This is a genomic window from Aeromonas genomosp. paramedia (genome assembly GCF_023093515.1).
In the GTDB taxonomy this organism is placed as follows: Bacteria; Pseudomonadota; Gammaproteobacteria; order Enterobacterales; family Aeromonadaceae; genus Aeromonas.
Window position 1 is genome coordinate 1 of the sequence record NZ_JAAROG010000003.1, and the last position, 19,689, is coordinate 19,689.

General features: G+C 63.0%; 14 protein-coding genes, 1 tRNA gene and 1 riboswitch. Of the genes, 4 read left to right on the forward strand and 11 right to left on the reverse strand.

All coding sequences use genetic code 11. The features are described 5' to 3' along the window. Window positions 1-358: 358 nt before the first annotated feature. Window positions 359-568 (reverse strand): cold-shock protein, encoded by a 210-nt coding sequence (locus tag HB860_RS02505; protein ID WP_005327092.1) that lies wholly within the window; start codon window positions 566-568, stop codon window positions 359-361. Between the two features lie 77 nt (window positions 569-645). On the opposite strand from HB860_RS02505, the gene HB860_RS02510 reads away from it, so the two are divergent. Further along, window positions 646-849 (forward strand): hypothetical protein, encoded by a 204-nt coding sequence (locus tag HB860_RS02510; protein ID WP_247625650.1) that lies wholly within the window; start codon window positions 646-648, stop codon window positions 847-849. On the opposite strand, the gene HB860_RS02515 is transcribed toward HB860_RS02510, so the two are convergent. Together HB860_RS02515 and HB860_RS02520 are read right to left on the reverse strand one after the other, a co-directional pair. Continuing rightward, window positions 839-1,507: a LysM-like peptidoglycan-binding domain-containing protein gene (locus HB860_RS02515; RefSeq protein ID WP_247625651.1), complete on the reverse strand. Its 669-nt coding sequence runs from the start codon at window positions 1,505-1,507 to the stop codon at window positions 839-841. The genes HB860_RS02510 and HB860_RS02515 overlap by 11 nt on opposite strands. A gap of 99 nt (window positions 1,508-1,606) precedes the next feature. Beyond that, window positions 1,607-3,709 carry a methyl-accepting chemotaxis protein gene (locus HB860_RS02520; protein ID WP_247625652.1) on the reverse strand — a complete coding sequence of 701 codons (2,103 nt, stop codon included), beginning with the start codon at window positions 3,707-3,709 and terminating at the stop codon, window positions 1,607-1,609. Window positions 3,710-3,960: 251 nt separating this feature from the next. On the opposite strand from HB860_RS02520, the gene gltX reads away from it, so the two are divergent. Together gltX and HB860_RS02530 are read left to right on the forward strand one after the other, a co-directional pair. Further along, on the forward strand, window positions 3,961-5,376 hold the full coding sequence (gene gltX, locus HB860_RS02525; protein WP_139436726.1) for a glutamate--tRNA ligase: 1,416 nt from the start codon (window positions 3,961-3,963) through the stop codon (window positions 5,374-5,376). A gap of 367 nt (window positions 5,377-5,743) precedes the next feature. Next, window positions 5,744-5,819, forward strand: a tRNA-Ala gene (locus HB860_RS02530). A gap of 148 nt (window positions 5,820-5,967) precedes the next feature. Here HB860_RS02530 and HB860_RS02535 read toward each other — a convergent pair. Further along, on the reverse strand, window positions 5,968-8,115 hold the full coding sequence (locus tag HB860_RS02535; RefSeq protein WP_247625653.1) for an ExeM/NucH family extracellular endonuclease: 2,148 nt from the start codon (window positions 8,113-8,115) through the stop codon (window positions 5,968-5,970). A gap of 295 nt (window positions 8,116-8,410) precedes the next feature. Then, a riboswitch (cyclic di-GMP riboswitch) is annotated at window positions 8,411-8,494 on the forward strand. A gap of 113 nt (window positions 8,495-8,607) precedes the next feature. Between HB860_RS02535 and HB860_RS02540 the strand changes: the two genes are divergently transcribed. After that, window positions 8,608-11,646, forward strand: coding sequence for a glycosyl hydrolase family 18 protein (locus tag HB860_RS02540; RefSeq protein WP_432612666.1), 3,039 nt, complete (start codon window positions 8,608-8,610; stop codon window positions 11,644-11,646). A 266-nt stretch (window positions 11,647-11,912) separates the two neighbouring features. Here the strand turns inward: HB860_RS02540 and HB860_RS02545 are convergent, their stop codons facing one another. The 7 genes from HB860_RS02545 to HB860_RS02575 form a co-directional block, all read right to left on the reverse strand. Beyond that, window positions 11,913-13,148: a tetratricopeptide repeat protein gene (locus HB860_RS02545; RefSeq protein WP_247625654.1), complete on the reverse strand. Its 1,236-nt coding sequence runs from the start codon at window positions 13,146-13,148 to the stop codon at window positions 11,913-11,915. A gap of 11 nt (window positions 13,149-13,159) precedes the next feature. Further along, entirely contained in the window at window positions 13,160-13,795 is a 636-nt protein-coding gene (locus tag HB860_RS02550) for an energy transducer TonB (RefSeq protein WP_247625655.1), read from the reverse strand. A 16-nt stretch (window positions 13,796-13,811) separates the two neighbouring features. Beyond that, the gene (locus tag HB860_RS02555; RefSeq protein WP_005327075.1) at window positions 13,812-14,219 is read right to left on the reverse strand and encodes an ExbD/TolR family protein; all 408 of its coding nucleotides are present in this window, start codon (window positions 14,217-14,219) and stop codon (window positions 13,812-13,814) included. Between the two features lie 67 nt (window positions 14,220-14,286). Next, on the reverse strand, window positions 14,287-14,814 hold the full coding sequence (locus HB860_RS02560) for a MotA/TolQ/ExbB proton channel family protein (RefSeq protein WP_139439732.1): 528 nt from the start codon (window positions 14,812-14,814) through the stop codon (window positions 14,287-14,289). A gap of 10 nt (window positions 14,815-14,824) precedes the next feature. Then, the gene (locus HB860_RS02565) at window positions 14,825-16,198 is read right to left on the reverse strand and encodes a MotA/TolQ/ExbB proton channel family protein (protein ID WP_139439731.1); all 1,374 of its coding nucleotides are present in this window, start codon (window positions 16,196-16,198) and stop codon (window positions 14,825-14,827) included. Further along, window positions 16,195-16,959 carry a DUF3450 domain-containing protein gene (locus HB860_RS02570; protein WP_202046608.1) on the reverse strand — a complete coding sequence of 255 codons (765 nt, stop codon included), beginning with the start codon at window positions 16,957-16,959 and terminating at the stop codon, window positions 16,195-16,197. The genes HB860_RS02565 and HB860_RS02570 overlap by 4 nt, the downstream gene beginning before the upstream one ends. 103 nt (window positions 16,960-17,062) lie before the next feature. Beyond that, window positions 17,063-19,669, reverse strand: a complete 2,607-nt coding sequence (locus HB860_RS02575) for a TonB-dependent receptor plug domain-containing protein (RefSeq protein WP_247625656.1) — start codon at window positions 19,667-19,669, stop codon at window positions 17,063-17,065. Window positions 19,670-19,689 lie beyond the last annotated feature (20 nt).

A 19,689-nucleotide genomic window follows, 5' to 3' on the forward strand; every position in this document is an offset into this window, starting at 1 on the left:
CGGGAATAGCTCAGTTGGTAGAGCACGACCTTGCCAAGGTCGGGGTCGCGAGTTCGAGTCTCGTTTCCCGCTCCAATCTCTCTTCAAATTCAATCTCTCTCCCCCAAGCTCACGAATCCAATCTCTCTTCGAAGTCCTCATCATCCATTTGAATTGTCCATCACATCGCGCAGCGATGATTTGTCGTATCCGGCATTCAGCCAGATCAGACCCATGTCTTCTGTAGCCGCTTTGTGCACAGGTGTTGGGGAGGGTTGTGGTTGCTGCGGACAGGCTTATGAGCGTGGCGGGGAAGGGGAAACGGCGGGCAAAAAAATAGGAGGGGCCTTGGCTCCTCCTGCGAGTTCACAAGTGCGGCTTAGAGCAGAGTCACGTTCTCAGCCTGGGGGCCTTTCTTGCCCTGGGTCACGGTGAACTGGACTTTTTGACCTTCAGCCAGGGTCTTGAAACCAGTGCTCTGGATGGAGGAGAAGTGAACGAATACGTCCGGTCCCTGGGATTGCTCGATGAAGCCAAAACCCTTGGTTTCGTTGAACCATTTTACTTGGCCGGTGCGAATGTCAGACATGTGGTAAGTCCTATCTATAACAAAATGAAACTAACGCCTTGTTGGGCAGCATTTGCCTAGAATGCAGGGGCCTACCCATGACTGACTACGTCAATTTGTTCCAGTGGCATGCAGTACAATCCCTGTCTAAAGCACAATCGATTGTACTGGAGCCCGATCCCTTGTCAATTTGGCACTTTTCATTTTTTGAGCGAGCTAAAAGTATTGGGAAGTCAGCGGCTTGTTTCATGCTTCTGGTCAAAAAAACGGGAGGCCATGGCCTCCCGTTTTTTATTCCTTGAGGGCGAACCCTTCACCCTGTCGGTCGTAGCGGTAGTTTGCCTGACCGAAGGAGCGGATCTCGACCCGCTGGATGCGGCGGCCTGTGTCCACCAGGATGAACACCGACTTGCCCGATTGCAGCCGGGTCAGCGGCCTGTCCGGCCCCTCTATGGCGATCAGGCGGCTCAGCTCGGCCCCGGGCAGTTCAAACTTGCGCCAGATGGAGTAGAGGGTCTCGCCAGCCTGCACCTCGTGTTGCAGCCAGGTGCCATCCACCTTCTCCTCGACCGGTTTGGCCGCGACCGGCGCACTGCCTGCGGCCCCGTTGCCCACGGTCAGCGCCTGGGTCGGCACGGCCAGCGGCACGGCGAGCGAACCGGAAGGGGCCGCCCTGGGGGCGGCGGGGGCGGGTTCCCAGGCGAGCAGCAACAGCCAGAGAGGCACCAACACCAGCAGGCCTATGGTGTGCTTGCGCGGCAGCGGGCTCGCCAGCTTGAATGAACTGGTTCTGGGTTCCTTGCTGCGCTGACCAAGGCCGCTCATGCCCTGACCGAGGCGCTGACGCAGGGGCAGGGTAGCGGCATTGATACGATGGAGCAGGGTTCCTTGTGATTCGTCTTGGCGACGCTGCTGGGCTCGTCTGTTATGGCCACGTGGGCGACGGTCCGGGGTGGGCACGGCATTTACCTCTCACTACATTGCCTGCCATCAGGCAAATATAGCGCCTATGGTAAACGGACTCGCCCCCGAGGGGGAGAGCCCTGAGCATGAAAATTATCAGCTGAGACGAAATTGCCCCAGCAACTGCTGCAAACGCTCGGCCGCCTGGCGCAAGGCCTGGCTGGCTTTCGCCGTATTGGTCGCATCCTGGGCGATGTCGTTGGCCAGTGCGTTGGTTTTTGACAGGTTGCCTGAGACTGTCTCGGAAACCGAGCTCTGCTCCTCGGCGGCGGAGGCTATCTGATAGGTCATGTCGTTGATGGTGGCGATGGCCTGGAAGATGCTGTCGAGGGCCGCCTCCGCCAGATCGGCCTCGCCCACCGCCTGATGGGTCAGCTGCTGGCTCTGCTGGATGGCGTTGACCGCATTGGCCGAGCTGTGGCGGATCTTCTCGATCAGCTCCTGGGTGTTCTGCACCGCCTGCTGGGTGTTGCCCGCCAGCTTGCGCACCTCGTCGGCCACCACCGCAAAGCCGCGCCCCTGCTCGCCGGCCCGGGCCGCTTCGATGGCGGCGTTGAGCGCCAGCAGGTTGGTCTGATCGGCGATGCCCTGGATGACGGTGAGTATGCTGGTGATCTGCTCGCTGTCGTGGGCCAGCCCCTCGACCACCTCGGCCCCCTTGCCCGCCTCGGCCGCCACCTTGTGCATGGACTGGATCACCTGCTGGAAGCGCACCTTGCCCTGATCCGCCGCCCCCTGTGCCTGCTTGGCGGAGTCGGCGGTGTTGTTGGCGTGGGTGGCCACCTCCTGGCTGACATAGGACATCTCCTGCACCGCGGTCAGCATCTGCTCCATTTCCGCCTGGTGATGCTGCAGGTTGCTGTCGGTCTGGCCGGCGATGCGGTCGGTATCCCCCGCGTGGCGATGGACCTCGCTCGCTGTCTTCTGCACGTCCCCGAGCAGCACCTGCAACTTGTCGATGAAGCGGTTGATGCCGCGGGCCAGTGACCCCAGCTCGTCCTGGGAGCGGGTGTTCAGGCGCTTGGTGAGATCCCCCTCGCCATCGGCGATGTCATCCACCAGGCTGACCATCTGGCGGATGGGGCCCGTAATGCTGCGGGCGATCACCAGCATGGTGGCCAGGGCCAGCACCAGAACGATGAGGGCACCGATGAGCTGCTGGGTCATGGCGGCCCGGTTCATCTCGGTGAGCTGGCTCTCCAGCTGATCGGCCCCCGCCAGCACCACCTGGTAGGGCAGGGTGACTATGATGGCCCAGTTGCGGGCCATGCCTGGCACCGCGATGGGCACAGAGATGCGAAACGCCTCGTCGAGCTCCTGGCGTTGCAGCTCGGGCTTGAGGTATTGCTGCCAGCCGTCGCCCAGCAGCTTGTCGGCGCGGCCGCCGAGCAGGCTGGGGTCCCCGCTGGTGCCTGTGATGACGCCGGCGGCGCTGACGATCAGGGTCTCTCCCTTGCCGTCATAGATGTTGCTGTTGAGGGACTGGGCCTGGCGGCTGATGGAGTCCACCGCCAGATCCAGCGCGGCAATGCCCTTGAACTGACCGCCCACCAGTATGGGGGTGGTGATGGTGCTCACCAGCACCTGCTGGCCGTTGATGTCCACCTTGAAGGGATCGATGAGGCAGGAGCGCCCCTCCCGTTTCGGGCAGGCGTAGTAGTCGTTGGCCGGATTGCCGAATTCGTCCGGGTCGCTCTTCTCGATGGAGAGCAGCAGATCCGAGCCAATGTTCTCCTTGTCGCGATAGAAGTAGGGGACGAAGCGCCCCTTGTCATCGCTGCCAAGGGCACTCTGGCCTGCGAAGGCGCTGTCCTGGCCGTCGAAGCCGTTCGGCTCGAAGCCCGCGAAGGCGCCGTAGAGCTGAGGTTCCAGGCCGAGCTGCGCCTTGAGCAGATCCGTGGCCTGCTGGCGATCCAGCGGCAGCTTGCCCCCTTGCTGCTGGGCGAAGACGCTGGCCATCTGCTGGGTATAGGAGAGACCCTTTTGCAGCAACTGGGTGATGGTGGCGGCCTCGGCGCGGGCGTTGGCACTCACCTTCTGCCAGGCCTCCTGCTGCAGGGCGGCGCGGCTGGAACTGATGGTCAGCTGCTGGGACTGCTTGCTCGAGTATTGGTTGAGCAGGATCAGGATGACCAGGGCCGTGGTCATGGCGATCCCCGCCAGTACCAGGATGCGATTCTGGATGGAGCGAAACTGCATCTCGTGTTCCTTGTGAGTAGAAAGTTGTATGAATTATCGGCATGGCGGGAGATTCCTCCAGCAATGTTGATCAGCAAAGCTGAAAATGAGGGGTGGTTCTGCGATCCCTCTCAAAGAACGGTACCCCGGCGGAATCAAGACCTGTTTAGGCCCCGGCTATTGCATGGTTTTCCCATCCGTGATTCTGAGTGCTAAAATGCGACGGTTTTTTCTAACGCATTGGCCCAAGGCCCTCTACACAAGGCTTAAAGATGAAAGTCAAAACCCGTTTTGCTCCCAGCCCGACCGGCTTTCTGCATGTCGGCGGTGCCCGTACCGCACTCTATTCCTGGTTGTTCGCAAAGAGCCAGGGCGGCGAGTTCGTGCTGCGTATCGAGGATACCGACCTGGAACGTTCCACTCAGGAGGCGATCGACGCCATCATTGAGGGCATGGAATGGCTGGAGCTGAACTGGGATGAGGGTCCCTACTACCAGACCAAGCGCTTCGATCGCTACAACGGCATCATCGACGAGATGCTGGCCGATGGCCGTGCTTACAAGTGCTTCTGCTCCAAGGAGCGCCTGGAGGCGCTGCGCGAAGGCCAGATGGCGAGCGGCGAGAAGCCCCGCTATGACGGCAAGTGCCGGGATGCCGCCCACGATCACCCGGCCGATGCGCCCCACGTCATTCGCTTCCGCAACCCCACCGAAGGCTCAGTGGTGTTCGATGACCACGTCCGTGGCCGCATCGAGTTCGCCAACACCGAGCTCGACGATCTCATCATCCGCCGCACCGACGGCGCCCCCACCTACAACTTCTGCGTGGTGGTCGATGACTGGGACATGGAGATCACCCACGTGGTGCGTGGCGAAGACCACATCAACAACACCCCGCGCCAGATCAACATCTACAAGGCCCTGAACGCGCCCGTGCCTGAGTTTGCCCACGTCTCCATGATCCTGGGTGACGACGGCGCCAAGCTCTCCAAGCGCCACGGTGCTGTCTCCGTGATGCAGTACCGCGACGACGGCTACCTGCCGGAAGCCCTGCTGAACTATCTGGTGCGTCTGGGCTGGTCCCACGGCGATCAGGAGATCTTCAGCCTGGAGGAGATGATTAAGCTGTTCAGCCTGGATGCCATCTCCAAGTCTGCCTCCGCCTTCAACACCGACAAGCTGCTGTGGCTCAACAACCACTACATGCGCAGCCTGGATCCGGCCTATGTGGCCAAGCACCTGGAATGGCACATGGCCGCCCAGAACATCGACACCAGCAAGGGCCCGGCGTTGCCTGCCGTGGTGACCCTGCTGGCTGAGCGCTGCAACACCCTGGTGGAAGTGGCCGCCCAGAGCCGCTACCTGTTCGAAGAGTACGAGGCCATCGACGAAGCGGCCGCCAAGAAGCACCTGCGCGGCGTCGCGGCCGAGCCGCTGACCCTGGCCAGGGCCAAGCTGGCGGCGCTGGAGACCTGGACCACCGAAGCGCTGCACGAGCTGATTGAAGCGACCGCCGCCGAACTGGGTCAGGGCATGGGCAAGGTCGGCATGCCGCTGCGCGTGGCCGTCACCGGTCTGGGTCAGTCCCCTGCCATCGACGCCGTGATGGCGCTGGTGGGCAAGGAGCGGGTGCTGGCCCGCATCGATCGTGCCCTGGCCTATATCGAAGCGCGGATGGCAGCCGAGTAATTCAGGCTCACCGGTCCAGGCCCGTCCCCCTGCCATCGATGCCGTGATGGCGCTGGTGGGCAAGGAGCGGGTGCTGGCCCGCATCGATCGTGCCCTGGCCTATATCGAAGCGCGGATGGCAGCCGAATAAGCCTCTGCCATTGCTTGAAAAAGGGCTCCCGCAAGGGGGCCCTTCGCTTTTGTGTGGCGCTCAGATTCATGACATAAAACAGCGACATAGCGACGCAATTGGCGGTAAAAACAGCTAACTGCCTGAATTTTGACTAAACGCTCCAACGGGCGTTATTTTTGGGTTGACAGCAAAGCGGGTGATGCCTATCATGCGCCTCCGTTGCCAGAGATAACTTTGGTAGCGCCGAGGTGAGTTGGGGTTATAGCTCAGCTGGGAGAGCGCTTGCATGGCATGCAAGAGGTCCGCGGTTCGATCCCGCGTAGCTCCACCAAATATTTAAGGCCACCGCATCGCGGTGGCCTTTTTGTTTGTTCTGGCATTTATTTTTTTCATGATGGCTGCCTCTTCATTTACAAATCAAATGACCAAAATGAAAAAGCCCGCGGCTGTCGCGGGCTTTTAGCGTTATTCAATGCGGATCATGACGAGTGCCGACGACGCCAGGCCAGCGGCAACAGGGCCAGCAGCAGTGCCCCCATGGCGCCGCCACCCCCCTTGCTCTCTTCCTTGAGCTTGAGGTCGACGATGACGGGATCGTGATCCGAGGCGCTGAAGGGGTTGTCCGACTTGATGAGATCGCCGGTGAAGGCGCCGCCATATTCGAACAGGTTGCTCTCGAAGGAGTTGATGTGCCAGTCGGCCACCGCCACCACCTTGTTCGCCAGCGCCGGGTTGGCGAGGGCGTAGTCCAGGGTGCCGAGTTCGGCCTCGTAGCTGTAGGAGATGGCTTTCGCCTGGTTGAACTTGACGTTCAGATCCACCAGGCCGTAACCCTTGCCCACCGCCTGGCCCATCTGCTCGTAGGGCTGCTCGCCGATAAAGGTGTGGGAGGCGGAGCGGATCTGGCGCTCCCCCGCGACCGGCGCATAGTCGGTTAGCACCCGGATGGGATCCTCCTTGGCGTAGGAGTTGAAGTCCCCCACCAGCAGCACCTGGCCCGGCATCTTGCTCACCGCCTCCCCCAGTACCCTGGCGGCGCTCACCCGAAACTCGGTGCACTTGCCCTGCAGATCCGCAGGCTCCGTCTTGCCATCCCCGTTCTCGTAGCAGCCCGATCCCTTGGATTTCAGGTGGTTGACCACCAGGGTCAGGGGGGCGTCGCTGCCCGCCACGGTGAAGCGCTGCACCAGGGAGTCCCGCTGACCGGCGCTCCTGGCGACGCCGCCCGTGGTGTAGCGCTGCTCAGGCAGTCGGATGACCTCGGCATCCCCGCTCGGGGTGAGCAGGGCGGGGCGATAGAGCATGGCCACCATGATGGCGTCGCCGCCGAAGAAGCGCTCCTCGGTGAGCAGGGCCTTGGGCAGGGTGACGAAGGCGTAGTGCTTGCTCGCCTCTTTCTGGTGGGCGTTGAGGTTTTCCACCAGATCGTGGAGGGCGGCGTGCTCGTCGAAGCCGTTGTTCTCCATCTCCATCAGGCCGAGCAGATCGGCGTCCATCTCGGCGATGGCGTTGACTATCTTGGCGCGCTGCAACTGGAACTCCTCCAGGCTCTTGGCGCCGCGGTTGCAGCCCTTGGCGCTGTCCGCATCCGCCTGATCCGCGCAGAGCACGTTGAGGGCGCCCCCCACGCTGGAGTGGCTGGTGAAGTAGTTGAGCACGTTGAAGCTGCCGATCCGCAGGTCGCTGCCATGAGCGCGGGCCGGGGCGCCCTGGCGGTCGTTCTCGTCGGTGCGCAGCAGATCCCCCGCGGTGATGCGCTGATCCTTGGGCACGATCAGGCGGTACTCGTCATAGCTGTAGCCCACCATGGCCTCCAGGTTGAGCGGGGCATCGCCGATGCGCAGATAGCCCTGCTCCGGCTCCCAGGCCGGCAGCCAGGGGAGCTTGCCGTTGGCGGCCTTGAAGTCCGATTCGAGGAAGACGCGGTTGCCGGCGTTGGTCTCGGCCAGCGCCACGGCTTCTGGGCTGCCCGCCACATGGAGCTGGGTCGGCTTCATCAGCGGGGCGCCGTGGGCGAGCACCAGGTTGTTGCGCTTGGCGGCGTAGTCGTAGCTGAAGTTGCGGCTTATCTTGAGCTCGCTACCCTCGTCGAGGCGCACCCGCATCCCCTCGTGACGCTCCAGGGCCCGGGCCAGGGTCTCCCCTTCCAGCACCCGCAGCGCCGTGGCGGCCGGTGCCTCGCCCTGGGCCAGCACCACCAGGCGCGGCGTGTTGCCGTCAACCAGTGGCCTGAGCTGGGTGTGGCCGTAGAACTCCTCGACCCTGGCCTCCAGACAGACCAGGGCCCCCGGCTGGATGCCCGGGTACTTGCTGGCAAAGTTTTTGTCATTGAGGTAGACGAAGATGCCGTCCGACGTTTCGGGGTTGCCGTCCCCCTGCAGATCCTGCAGGTAGAAGCCTCTGTTCAGGCTCTCGCCGAGGGCGGAGACCAGGGCCTTGACCTTGACAGTCCCGAGGCTTTCGAACAGATCGCCCGGGACGAGCGGGCTCTTGTCGCCGCTGCCCTGGATGGCGGGGATGGGGGTGAGGGCGCTGTCGGCCGGGCAGCTGAAGCCGGCGGCATGGAGAGACGGGGACGCGAGGGCGAGCCCCACGGCCAGGGACAGCAGGGTAGGTCTTCCTTTCATGGGTATTCCTTTTTTTATTTTTGCCAGTGTTTCCATAGCCTTGGCGCTTTGGCCAAGGGCGCGCATTGTCACATTTCTGGCAGCTCTGACCAGTGAGGCAACGCACATTATGGGGAGACAAAAGAGGCTGAGTCCGTTTTTTTGACGTGGCTAACAGATTGATATTAATGACTTAATGGTTAGTTGGCCGATTGAGGGGAAGTGTGAGCCGGCCGGCATTCACATATTTTCCTTAGAGAATAAAGATTGAGCGGTTGCCACTTGCTTCCTATACTCGAGCCGTTCCTCACGGAACCCAGGCAAAGGGCAAACCGGCAGTGATGCCGGGACGCAAAGCCTCCGATCTGCCCCAAGCGGGCCAGACAGCGGGGTTACCCAGGGTGACTTGAGGGTTTGTGGCCCGTCCATGGCCTGTTGTCGCTCCCTTGTTCTCTGTTGCGATTGCGCTTTTCCCGGTCTTAAAAGCCAAGACAAAACAAGGATGATAACAATATGCAACAGATCTTGAGGCCCAGCAGGCTCGCCATGCTGGTCGCCCTTGCGGCCGCCCCTGCCTGGGCGCAGGCCGCCTACCCCGCCTATCAGGCCGGCACCGCCTACAAGGCTAGCGACATCGTCAGCAACGCAGGCGCCCTCTATGAATGCAAGGAATTCCCTTACTCCGGCTGGTGTGGCGCGTCGCCCTACCACTACGAACCCGGTGTCGGCGCCGTCTGGGCCGATGCTTGGAAACTCTTTGGCGGCGAGGTGCCGCCGCCGGCCCTGGTGGTCGCCATCGGCTCCCCCGCCGTGGGCAGCAGCGTCAGCGAAGGGGCCAGCCTGGCCCTGGCGGTGACCCTGAGCGGCCCGGTCACGGCGCTCGCCCGGGTGGAATACCTGATCGACGGCACCCTGGTCGCCACGGCCACGGCCTCCCCCTGGAGCGCCAGCTGGTCTGCCGCCGGCGTGGGCAATCACGCCCTCAAGGCACGGGCGCTGGATAAAGACGGCAAGGTGCTGAGCGAGGCGGATTCCAGCTTCCAGGTCGCCGCCGTGGTGGCGCCAGAGGCGCCCAAAGTGAACATCGCCAGCCCCGCCGCCGGGGCCAGGGTGACCCTGGGCCGCGCCCTCACCGTGACCGGCAATGTCACCGACGCCAATGACGACGTCGCCAAGGTCGAGCTCTTCGTGAATGGCCAGAAGGTGGGCGAAGACAGCAGCGCCCCCTGGCAACTGAGCTGGACGCCCCAGAACAAGGGGCTGACCGGTCTCAAGCTGGTGGCGACCGACAAGGCCAATCTCTCTGGCGAGTCGACCCAGGTGGACGTCCAGGTGGAAGAGGCGGCCCTGCCCCCCACCGGCGGCAACCTCTCCTGCGACGTGCGCCAGATCTACCGCGCCGACGGCAGCGAGTGCATGGGGGATGACCATGGCCGCCGCGTCATCGGTTACTTCACCTCCTGGCGCACCGGCAAGAACGGCCTGCCCGCCTACCTGGTGGGCGACATCCCCTGGGACAAGATCACCCACATCAACTACGCCTTCGCGGCGGTGGACGAGCAGAGCCACACCATCAAGGTGGATGACGCCGCCACCAAGCTGACCTGGAACGGGGTGCCGGGCGCCGAGATGGATCCCGAGTTCGCCTATCAGGGCCACTTCAACCTGCTGTCCAAGTACAAGAAGCAGTACCCGGACGTGAAGACCCTCATCTCCGTGGGGGGCTGGGCCGATACTCGCGGCTTCTACGCCGCCACCACCAAGGGCGACTGCTCGGTCAACACCGCCGGCATCAACGCCTTCGCCGACTCGGCGGTGGGCTTCATCCGCCAGTACGGCTTCGATGGGGTGGACATCGACTACGAGTACCCCACCTCCATGAAGGATGCGGGCAACCCCAACGACTTCCCGCTCTCCAACCAGTGTCGCGGCAAGCTGTTTGCGAACTATGAAGTGCTGATGAAGACCCTGCGCAACAAGCTCGACAGCGCCGGGACCGAGGACGGTCGCAAGTACATGCTGACCATCGCCTCGCCGGCCTCGGCCTACCTGCTGCGCGGCATGGAAAACTTCCAGGTCACCCAGTACCTCGACTACGTCAACCTGATGACCTATGACTTCCACGGTGCCTGGAACCACTTCGTCGGCCACAACGCCGCCCTGTTCGACAACAAGGCGGATCCCGAGCTGTCCCAGTGGGGTGTCTACACCCAGGCCCAGTTTGGCGGCATCGGCTATCTCAACTCCGCCTGGGCGGCCCACTACTTCCGCGGCGCCCTGGCGGCGGGCAAGATCAACATAGGGGTGCCTTACTACACCCGTGGCTGGCAGGGGGTCACCGGTGGCACCCACGGCCTGGGGGGCAAGGCGGCGCTGCCGAGCCAGAGCGATTGCCAGCCGGGCACGGGTGGCAGCACCATCCCCTGCGGCAACGGGGCGGTGGGCATCGACAACATCTGGCATGATCTGGACAAGAACGGCAAGGAGATAGGCGGCGGCGCCGTGCCCATGTGGCATGCCAAGAACCTGGAGCACGCGGCCAGCCTCGGCATCACCACATTGCCGAGCTACGGCCAGGCCTGGGGTCTGGATCCCAACAACCCGGCCCACGTGATGCAAGGCCAGTACGTGCGTTACTACGACGACAAGGCCCATGCGCCCTGGCTGTGGAACGAGCAGAAGAAGGTGTTCCTCTCCACCGAAGATGAAGAGTCCATGGGTCACAAGCTCGACTACATAGTCAAGCGGGGCCTGGGGGGCGTCATGTTCTGGGAGATGGCGGGAGACTATGACTTCGATGCCGCGAAGAACGAGTACGTGATGGGCAGCACCCTCACCAGCCTCGCCTACGAGAAGTTCAGCAAGGCCGACAAGGCGGCCCTGAAGCAGAACGATCTGCCGGCCCCGGCCGCCCAGCTCGACATCGGCGTGAGCCTCTCCGGCTTCAAGGAAGGGGACTCCAACTACCCGATCAACCCGACCCTCAAGCTCACCAACAAGTCGACCCAGACCATACCGGGCGGCACCCGCATCGAGTTCCTGATGCCCACCTCCACCTCCGACACCATCACCGACCAGAGCGGCATGGGGCTGAAGGTGGTGGAGAGCGGCGGCAACCAGAACTCCGACGGCATCGCCAATGAGAAGGACTTCCACAAGGTGGCCCTGACGCTGCCGGCCTGGAAGGCCTGGGCGCCGGGCACCGAGGTGGAAGTGGCCATGACCTACTACCTGCCGGCCGCCGGCGTGCCGAGCGGCATGCGCCTGATTGCCGGCAGCCAGACCATAGGCCTGAAGTCCGACTTCCCGGCCCTGGCCGAGGCGGTGCTGGGGGGTAGCAGTGGCGGTGACGGCGGCAGCGGTGGCACCACCTGCGCCAGCCAGAACGTCAACCCGGCGGACTACAATGCCTATCCGACCTGGCCACGCGGGGATCACGCCAATGGCAACGACCGCATGACCAACGGCAAGGCGGTGTGGCAGGCCAACTGGTGGACCAGCAACGAGCCCAAGGCGGGCGATGGCAGCTGGAAGCTGGTGTGCAACTATTGAGTTATCCCGGTTGCTGAAGCTGGTATGCAGCGACAGATAATCGGTTGAGGGGTTAACCCCGCGTCAACCCAATGACCCAATCCGGAGCCCAGGCTCCGGATTTTTTTCGCCTCATATAAATGAAGGGATCTCGTGACAACCGGGGGAGGGGACCATAAAAAAGACCGCTCCGAAGAGCGGCCAATTGCCACCAGGCAAGCTGCGGGGCTGACCCCCTTGTGGATGGGCAGTCGCCATGGGCGGATGCCTGCCCATGGCGTGCCGGTTTATTGAGTGACGGCGCCGCCCTGTTGCTCCTTCAGGAAGCTGATCCAGGGGGAGGCGCGACCACTGACGTTGCCATTCTGGGCGGCCTGGGTGAAGGCGCTGAGCGCCTCCTTGGGTTTCTGCTGCTCGAAGTAGGCGACCCCGGTCAGGAACTTCAGATCCGCCCGCTGCTCGCCGCTGGCATTGGCGGCGGGCTTGGCGGCCAGGGCGACCAGATCCTTGTATCGCTTGCTCTGGATCATCATGCGCGCCATCTTCAGCTGCAGCTCGGCACTGGGGGCCAGCTGATAGGACTTGGCCAGGGTGTCGATGGCCGGATCCAGCTCCTTGGCCTGATGCCAGTAGTTGGCCAGCGTCTTGTAGTTGGCCGCGCTGCTCTCGATGGTCCCCTCCTTCATCGCCTTCTCCATCACGCGGGCGGCGCGGTGGGGAATGCCGGCGAAGGCGAGGTAGTTGGCGAGCCGCTGCAACTCGGCCGCCTCGGTCAGCATGCCGAGGTTGTAGGCGCCTTCCAGCGCCGCCAGGGCCTTGGCATCGTTGCCCGCCTGCATATGCATGGCCGAGAGCTGGGTCCAGTACTTCTTCTTCTCCGGGTACTTGTCCACCAGGGCGGTCAGCACCTCGGTGGCAGGCTTGTACTGTTTCAGCTCGTAGTGGGCCGCCATCTTCAGCAGATACCAGGACTCAGGCGCCTTGCCCGCGGAGAGCTTGATCGCCTGATCCACCGCCGGTATGGCCTCCCGGTACTGCTTGAGCTGCACATGGGCGTTGGCCAGGGTGATGTAGGCGTGCGGGGTTGGCTTCTCGTCCTTGCTAAGGTTCGCAAACCACTCCTTCATGGTGCTGATGGAGCCTTTGAAGTTCCCCTCCGCCATATAGAGCTGGGCCAGGTTGTAGCGCACCTGCTGGGCTACCGGCTGCGGCAGGCCGCCGGTGGCGATGGCATCGGCGAAGTATCTGGTCGCCTGGCTGTATTTTTCCTGCTGGGCGGCCACGAAGCCCAGGGTCTGCAGGATCACCCCCTTGTCGTAGACCCGCTCACCTGCGCCGGACAGCGCCTCCTGCAGCTTGGCATTGGCCTCGCCGTATTTCTTCTCGGTGATCAACGCCTGAGCCTTGTTGACCGCGCGGTAGGCGCGATCAGACAGGGCGGGCTGCTCGGCGGCCCAGCCGGCGGTACTGAGCAGTACCGCCATGGCCACCGGGGCGAGGATCAGGGTATGTAACTTTTTCATCGCCACCTTCCTTAGTTGACCGCGAACTCGATCTCTTGCTGCATGCGGCTTGCCTGGGGCTTGCCGTCCACCATGGCCGGCTTGAAGGTCCACTTGGCAATGGTCTTGCGCGCCTCCTTGCCGAGGTCGTAGCTGCGGGGCTCTTCCTTGACGATCCGGATGTTGCTGACGGTGCCGCGCTCGGTGACGGTGAACTCCACCAGTACCTTGCCGGAGGCGAGACCGGCCAGCGCCGCCTTGCGGGGCATCATGGGCTCGAAGGTCGCCATGGGCATGGCGCCGTTGTTGCCGCCCATGCCGCCACCACCGCCGCCGGTGCTGTAGGCACCCAGAGCGTTGCCGCCGCCGATGTTGACCGGGATGTCGAGCTTGGGCATGTCCATGGGGGCACTGTCCATCTTGGGCCTGTCCGTGCTCGCCACCTCCATCTCGGGTGGGGGCGGCGGGCGGTTCGGGGGCGGCGGTTTGGGCAGTTCCCGTTGTTTCTCTTGCAGGGTCTCCTGGGGCTTGAGGCGAATGAAGTCGGTCATGGTGACGTCTTCTCTCTCCGTCAGCTCCCGGTGCTCCGGTGTGATGAGCTTGTTCATTCCCAGAAACAGGAAGAACACCACCACACAGGAGACCGCTATCGCTATCAGGTATCTCATGGTGCTCGCTCCGGCATCAGCTGCTCTTGCTCGCCGCGATGGAGATGTTCTGGACACCGGCCATGCGGATCTGATCCATGACCTGGACCACCAGCCCGGAACGGGACTCGGTATCGGCCTGGATCACCACGGCGCTCTCCGGGTTCTCCGCCCGCAGCCGCTCGATGTTGGCACGCACGGCGCCCACTTCGACGACCCGTTTGTCGACCCAGACCTGGCCGTTCTCGCGGACCGCGACCATGATGTTCCCCTTCTTCACCGTCTCGGCCGTGCTGGCGCTCGGGCGGTTGATCTCCACGCCGGACTCCTTGACGAACGAGGTGGTGACGATGAAGAAGATCAGCATGATGAACACTATGTCCAGCATGGGGGTCAGATCGATGGCCGCCTCATCGGCACCGCTGTCGCTGTGACGTTTTCTCATGGCAAAAAACTCCTTGCTTGTTCTGTGCCCCGGCGGGCCTGAGCCTGCCGGGGATGTGCATCCTGCATCAGCCGTGTTTCAGGTTGTCTTCCAGCTTCTGCACCGCCAACTTGGCCTTGTGATCGAGCTGGTTGACAAAAAACAGGCCGGAAAGGGCGGCAATCATGCCCGCCATGGTCGGTACCGTCGCCTTGGAGATCCCCGAGGCCATGGCCCTGGGGGAACCCGTGCCCGTGATGGCCAGGGTGTCGAACACCTGCACCATACCCACCACTGTGCCGAGCAGTCCCATCAGCGGACAGAGGGCGATCAGCACCTTGATGACCGGCATGCCCTTGTCTACCGCCATGGCGACCCGGGAGACCAGCTCGCGCCGGATCTGCCTGGCAGACCAGGAGAGGTGATCGCTGCGGGCCAGCCAAGTCGCCTTGGTCTGCTTCACCTGTTTGGGATAGACCGCCATGAAGTAGAACCAGCGCTCCAGCAGCAGGGCCCACATCATCAGGGTCAGGAAGAACAGGGCGACCAGTACGTCGCCCCCCAATCCCAGAAACCGGCGGACCGACTCGACTTCTTCAATCAACCAGAACCACATGGGTGACTCCTTAGGCTGCGGCTTTGGCGGCGTGCAGACGTTCCTGATAACGGGCGACGAAACCGGCGCTCTGCTCTTCCAGGACCTGGATGAGACGACGGCTCTGGGTCTGCACTATGGTGTAGAGGAACAGCATGGGCACGGCGACCACCAGACCCTGCATGGTGGTGACCAGGGCCTCGGAGATGCCGCCCGCCATCAGCTTGGGATCCCCGGTACCGAACAGGGTGATGGCCTGGAAGGTGGCGATCATGCCCACTACGGTACCCAGCAGACCCAGCAGCGGTGCGACCGAGGCGATCAGCTTGATGATGCTGATGCCCTTCTCGAACTTGGGCACGTTGCGCAGGATGATCTCGTCGAGCTTGGATTCCAGATCCTCTATGTTGTCACCGCGGTGGGACTGATAGGCCCCCAGCATCTCGCCGATGGGGTTGCCCTTGATGATCTGCTCGGATTTCAGCTGCTTGCGCATGGACGAGCCGATCAACGACAGGCGGATACCGCAGAAGATGGCCAACAGGGTGCCGAGCACGCCGAGCACCATGATGACGTAACCCACTTCACCCCCCTGATCGATGCGCTCCTTGAGAGTCGGTGACTGCACCAGCAGGGAGAGGATCACCCCGCGGGACGGGTCGATGAAGATGGGCTCGACGGCGCCGTTGCCCTGTTCAAACTCGGCGATCGGCTCCAGCACGCTCTTCTCCGGTTGACGGGAGAGCTGCTCGAACTTGCCGGTCTCCGGCACGAAGGTGAGGTACTTGCCCTCGGAGACGGTGTTGAACTCGCCGATCTGGGTCACCGTCTTCTCGGCCTGGTTGCCCTCACCGTAAACCACGGTGGCCGGGATCTGGCTCACCTTGCCACCATCGACCATGCGGCCTAGGGTGGTGGTCCAGAAGGCGGTCAGATCGTCGCTGGAGGGGAGCTCCTTGCTCTCCGCCAGGCGGGTCAGCAGGGCCGTCTGTTCCGGGTGTTCGACCCGGCGGGCGGAGGCGTTGAAGATCCCCTTGAACTCGCCGGCGAACTGGCGCAGCACGCCGAACATCTCACCCATGTTGCCGGAGCGCTGGCGCAGGGTCTCGGTCAGCTCGGTCAGCTGCTTGTCGTTGGCATCGAAGGTGGCCTTGAGCTGCTCGCCCTTGGCGGTCTCAGCGGCCAGCTCCGCCTTGGCCTTGGCCAGCAGGGCCCCTTGCTCGTTCTTGTCAGCCAGGAAGCGGGCCTCCCGCTCCTTGTTGAGCTGGGATTCGCTGGTGCTGGCGGCCTTGACCTGGCTCAGCAGGGCATTGAGATCCACCGGTTTCTCGGCGGCGGTCACCGGCAGGGTGATCAGGGTGGCTCCCGCGATCAGGGAGGCAATGGCGAGTCTGATTCCTTTCATGATGCTTTCTCCGCAGTTTGAACCGGCAGCTTGATGAGGGCGGGGGGCGCCTGCTTCTTGGCGATGCGAAGGCCCTGTTCAACCGCACTGCGATACTCCTGGGGCAGCTCTTCCCACTGGCGGGTCTTCTTGTTCCACATGCCGGTCTCGTTGCCATCCGGGGACTGGTAGAGCAGGGCGATGCGGCCGACGCGCAGGAACTCGTAGGTCTTCTCGCCGCCGTCCTTGTCCAGGCTGGCCTTGTAGGACTCTATGGTGCGGCTGAAGCCCTCCTCGATCTGGTAGGCCTCGAGGATCTTGCGGTACTTCTCGGAGATGGTGACGTCGGCCCGGTTCATGAGGTCGGTCAGGGCCGCCACGCGGTCCTCCCGCTCGACCTTCTGGAACGGCAGGTCCAGGGCGACGAACTGATCGAGGGAGTCGATCATCTTGAGCATCAGGGGCACCACCTCGGTGCTGGTCTGATCGATCTGGGCTATCTGGCGCTGCATCGAGGCCAGTTCGGCACTCTGGGAGTCGACCATCTTGCCCACTTGTTCGTTGTAGGTGCGCAGGCTGTCGACCTGGCGCAGGGCGGCCTTGTACTGGGCCAGGGCAGACTCGGCAGACTCGGCGTAGCTGTCGATCTTCTGCTGGGATACTTTGGAGGCATTGTCGGTGGCGGCTTGAGCGTCCACTGCCTGACCGGCAGAGGCGGCACTCAGATTGAAGCTGGTCAGCAGGGCAGCCGAAACCAGGCTGCCGAGGAGCGCTTTCTTCATTGTAATAGTCCTTGTTTTCATAGGATTACCCTATCTCCGTGACTTCCTTGGAACCTTGGGCAGAGCCGGCCCGAGGGGGCCGGCTCGTCACTTTCCTGGTGGATCAGAACTTCTGGGCGTAGTCGAGGTAGTAGATGCGACCGTCGATGCTGTAGAGCTCCTCGTCATAGGTGAAGCCATCGCTCTCGAGGGACGGGCCCGCGTTGAACATGTTCTTCACCCCGACCTGGATCTTGCCGTTCCAGGGGGCATCCACGCCGACGTTCAGGTTCCAGGTGGTCTGGGACGCGATGTGGCCCACTTCCTCACCGGTGTCGGCGATGTAGTCCTGGCTCTGGGAGTCGATGTAGTTCGCGCTCAGGTAGGTATCCATGTTCCACCACTGGGGCACGTTGACACCCACGCCGGAGCTGAAGCGCATCTGCGGCAGACCGTTCTGGCCGATCTTGTCGATGACGGGGCCACCGGCGTACAGGCCTTCCTTGTACTCCAGGATGTAGGTGCCGCCGAGGTCATAGCGGATGGTGGCGGAGGTCAGGTCGTAGCGGTAATCCAGCTTGAGATCCAGACCGCTGGTGTTCAGGGTCCCCAGGTTGACCATGGGGGCGATGGCACCGCTGATCTTGCCCTGGCTGTTGCGGGTGATGTTGCTGGAGCCCCCGTTGTTCAGCTCGTCATAGATGACGGACTGCAGGGAGTTCAGCTGGATCACGTCCTCGATCTTGATGGTGTAGTAGTCCAGGGAGAGGTTCAGGTCATCCAGCGGGCTGTAGGCCACCCCGAAGTTCCAGGTGTCCGCCGTCTCTTCCTTCAGCTCCTCGTTGGAGGTGCGGGTGGTGTCGTACTGGCGGTTCGGGCAGTCCGCCGCCGAGATGCCGTTGGCCTCGCAGTAGACATAGTCCTTGGCCCAGTCGGCCGAGAAGGAGTCAGCCGCGTAGAGATCGCTCAGGCTGGGGGCGCGGAACGAGCGGGACCAGGAGGTGCGCAGCATCAGGTTGTCCAGCGGCTGGTAACGCAGGCTCGCCTTGGGGGAGAAGGCGCTGCCGAAGTCGCTGTAGTCATCGAAGCGACCGGCCAGGTTCAGCTCGATCTGATCCGTGATGGGCACCAGGGACTCGATGTAGGCGGCGGTGACGTCGCGCACCCCGCCGGAGGAGTTGCCGGAGGAGCCGATGATGTTGCCTGCCTCGGACTGGGCATCGTACTTGTCGGTATAGACCCAGTCGTTGTACTCGGCGCCCGCATACCAGCTGACCGGACCGGCCGGCAGTTCACCCATGTCCCACTGGACACCGGCGTACCACTGGTAGAAGTCCATGGTGGAGCGGCGGCTGGTGTCGGCTGCCATGGCGGCAGTGCTCTTGGGATCGAACTCGCCCCCGACGAACTTGCCGTCGGCGATGGCCTGCTGGGCGGCGGATTGCAGCACGTAACCTGTGCCGTTCTCCTTGTTGTCGGTCTTGGAGTACATGTAACCGGCGTTCCACTGCATGTCGCCCACGGATTCTGTGGTGACAGTGCCCTCGAAGCCGAGGTTCAGGCTGCCGGTCATGTCGGTGACATAGTTGTCACGGGGACCGACGTTGCTGAAGCGGTAGTAGGCGTAGGCGGCTTCACCCAGCCCCTGGGTGGCGGCGGCGTCCAGGCCGTTGTCGGTGAAGAACTGGGCGTTGTTCGGGTTGGACGGATCTATGGCGAAGGCACCGGCGGCGGGGGCGAAGCGGCCGAAGCTCTCGACCCGGGAGCCGATGATCTGCGGCACGAAGTCGACGGTGTCGTTGATGTGGTAGCGACCGTTCACATAGAGGGTGTCACGGCTGCGGGAGGCCGTGGTGGCCGCGACCTGACCGTAGTTGAAGTTGCAGCCGCCCTCGAAGCCGATGAAGGGCTCCTTGCAACTGCCGTCGGCATTGGTGGCACCGGCCAGGGGGCCGTATTTCCAGATGGGATCCCCGTTGGCGTCGAGACCGGTGATCCCCTCCACGTTGCGACCGTAGGCGCTGGGGGCATCGTTGCCCTGCTTGGCCAGATAATCGCGATCACGGCTGTAGATGACGTCCTTCTTGTCGTGCTCGTAGACCGCCATCAGCGAGCCCTTCTCGCCATTGACGCCTGCCACGACGGAGCCACTGCTCTCGTCACCGCCCTCTTCGGTCGGGGAGCCGAGGCGTCCCTGGAAGGTCAGGCCGTCGTAGCCCTCTTTGAGCACCACGTTGATGACACCGCCGATGGCGTCGGAACCATAGATGGCGGAGCCGCCGTCCAGGTTGACTTCGACCCGCTCAACGGCGGCCATGGGGATGGTGTTGAGGTTGATGGAGGTGCCGCCCATGGTGGGGGAGCCCGCCACCCGCTTGCCGTTCAGCAACACCAGGGTGCGCTCTGACCCCAGGCCGCGCAGGCCGACGGTGGATTGGGACTGGAAGGAGCTGCCGGAGGCCGGGGAGACGCCACCGAAGGAGTTGTAAGAGGCTTGTTTGAGGTAATCGGCGACGGTCTGCTGACCGGACTGCTCGATCTTTGCCTTGGTCACTGAGACGACAGGGGTGGATCCTTCCACATCGACCCGGGAGATCCGCGAGCCGGTGACCTTGATCTTCTGCAGTTTTTCGACATTCTGGCCCTCTTCGGCCAGGGCAGGGGTGCCCACAACTGCCGCGCTCGCCAAGGCAAACGCTACGGCAGCAGAGAGTCTGCTTTTCCTAAGCATCGTTAGTATCCTTCCTGATT

Excerpts from the sequence above, each read along its gene's own strand:
- HB860_RS02505 (WP_005327092.1), bottom strand. The coding sequence starts at position 568 with ATGTCTGACATTCGCACCGGCCAAGTAAAATGGTTCAACGAAACCAAG.
- HB860_RS02510 (WP_247625650.1), top strand. The coding sequence starts at position 646 with ATGACTGACTACGTCAATTTGTTCCAGTGGCATGCAGTACAATCCCTG.
- HB860_RS02520 (WP_247625652.1), bottom strand. The coding sequence starts at position 3,709 with ATGCAGTTTCGCTCCATCCAGAATCGCATCCTGGTACTGGCGGGGATC.
- gltX (WP_139436726.1), top strand. The coding sequence starts at position 3,961 with ATGAAAGTCAAAACCCGTTTTGCTCCCAGCCCGACCGGCTTTCTGCAT.
- HB860_RS02535 (WP_247625653.1), bottom strand. The coding sequence starts at position 8,115 with ATGAAAGGAAGACCTACCCTGCTGTCCCTGGCCGTGGGGCTCGCCCTC.
- HB860_RS02540 (WP_432612666.1), top strand. The coding sequence starts at position 8,608 with ATGCAACAGATCTTGAGGCCCAGCAGGCTCGCCATGCTGGTCGCCCTT.
- HB860_RS02545 (WP_247625654.1), bottom strand. The coding sequence starts at position 13,148 with ATGAAAAAGTTACATACCCTGATCCTCGCCCCGGTGGCCATGGCGGTA.
- HB860_RS02550 (WP_247625655.1), bottom strand. The coding sequence starts at position 13,795 with ATGAGATACCTGATAGCGATAGCGGTCTCCTGTGTGGTGGTGTTCTTC.
- HB860_RS02555 (WP_005327075.1), bottom strand. The coding sequence starts at position 14,219 with ATGAGAAAACGTCACAGCGACAGCGGTGCCGATGAGGCGGCCATCGAT.
- HB860_RS02560 (WP_139439732.1), bottom strand. The coding sequence starts at position 14,814 with ATGTGGTTCTGGTTGATTGAAGAAGTCGAGTCGGTCCGCCGGTTTCTG.
- HB860_RS02565 (WP_139439731.1), bottom strand. The coding sequence starts at position 16,198 with ATGAAAGGAATCAGACTCGCCATTGCCTCCCTGATCGCGGGAGCCACC.
- HB860_RS02570 (WP_202046608.1), bottom strand. The coding sequence starts at position 16,959 with ATGAAGAAAGCGCTCCTCGGCAGCCTGGTTTCGGCTGCCCTGCTGACC.
- HB860_RS02575 (WP_247625656.1), bottom strand. The coding sequence starts at position 19,669 with ATGCTTAGGAAAAGCAGACTCTCTGCTGCCGTAGCGTTTGCCTTGGCG.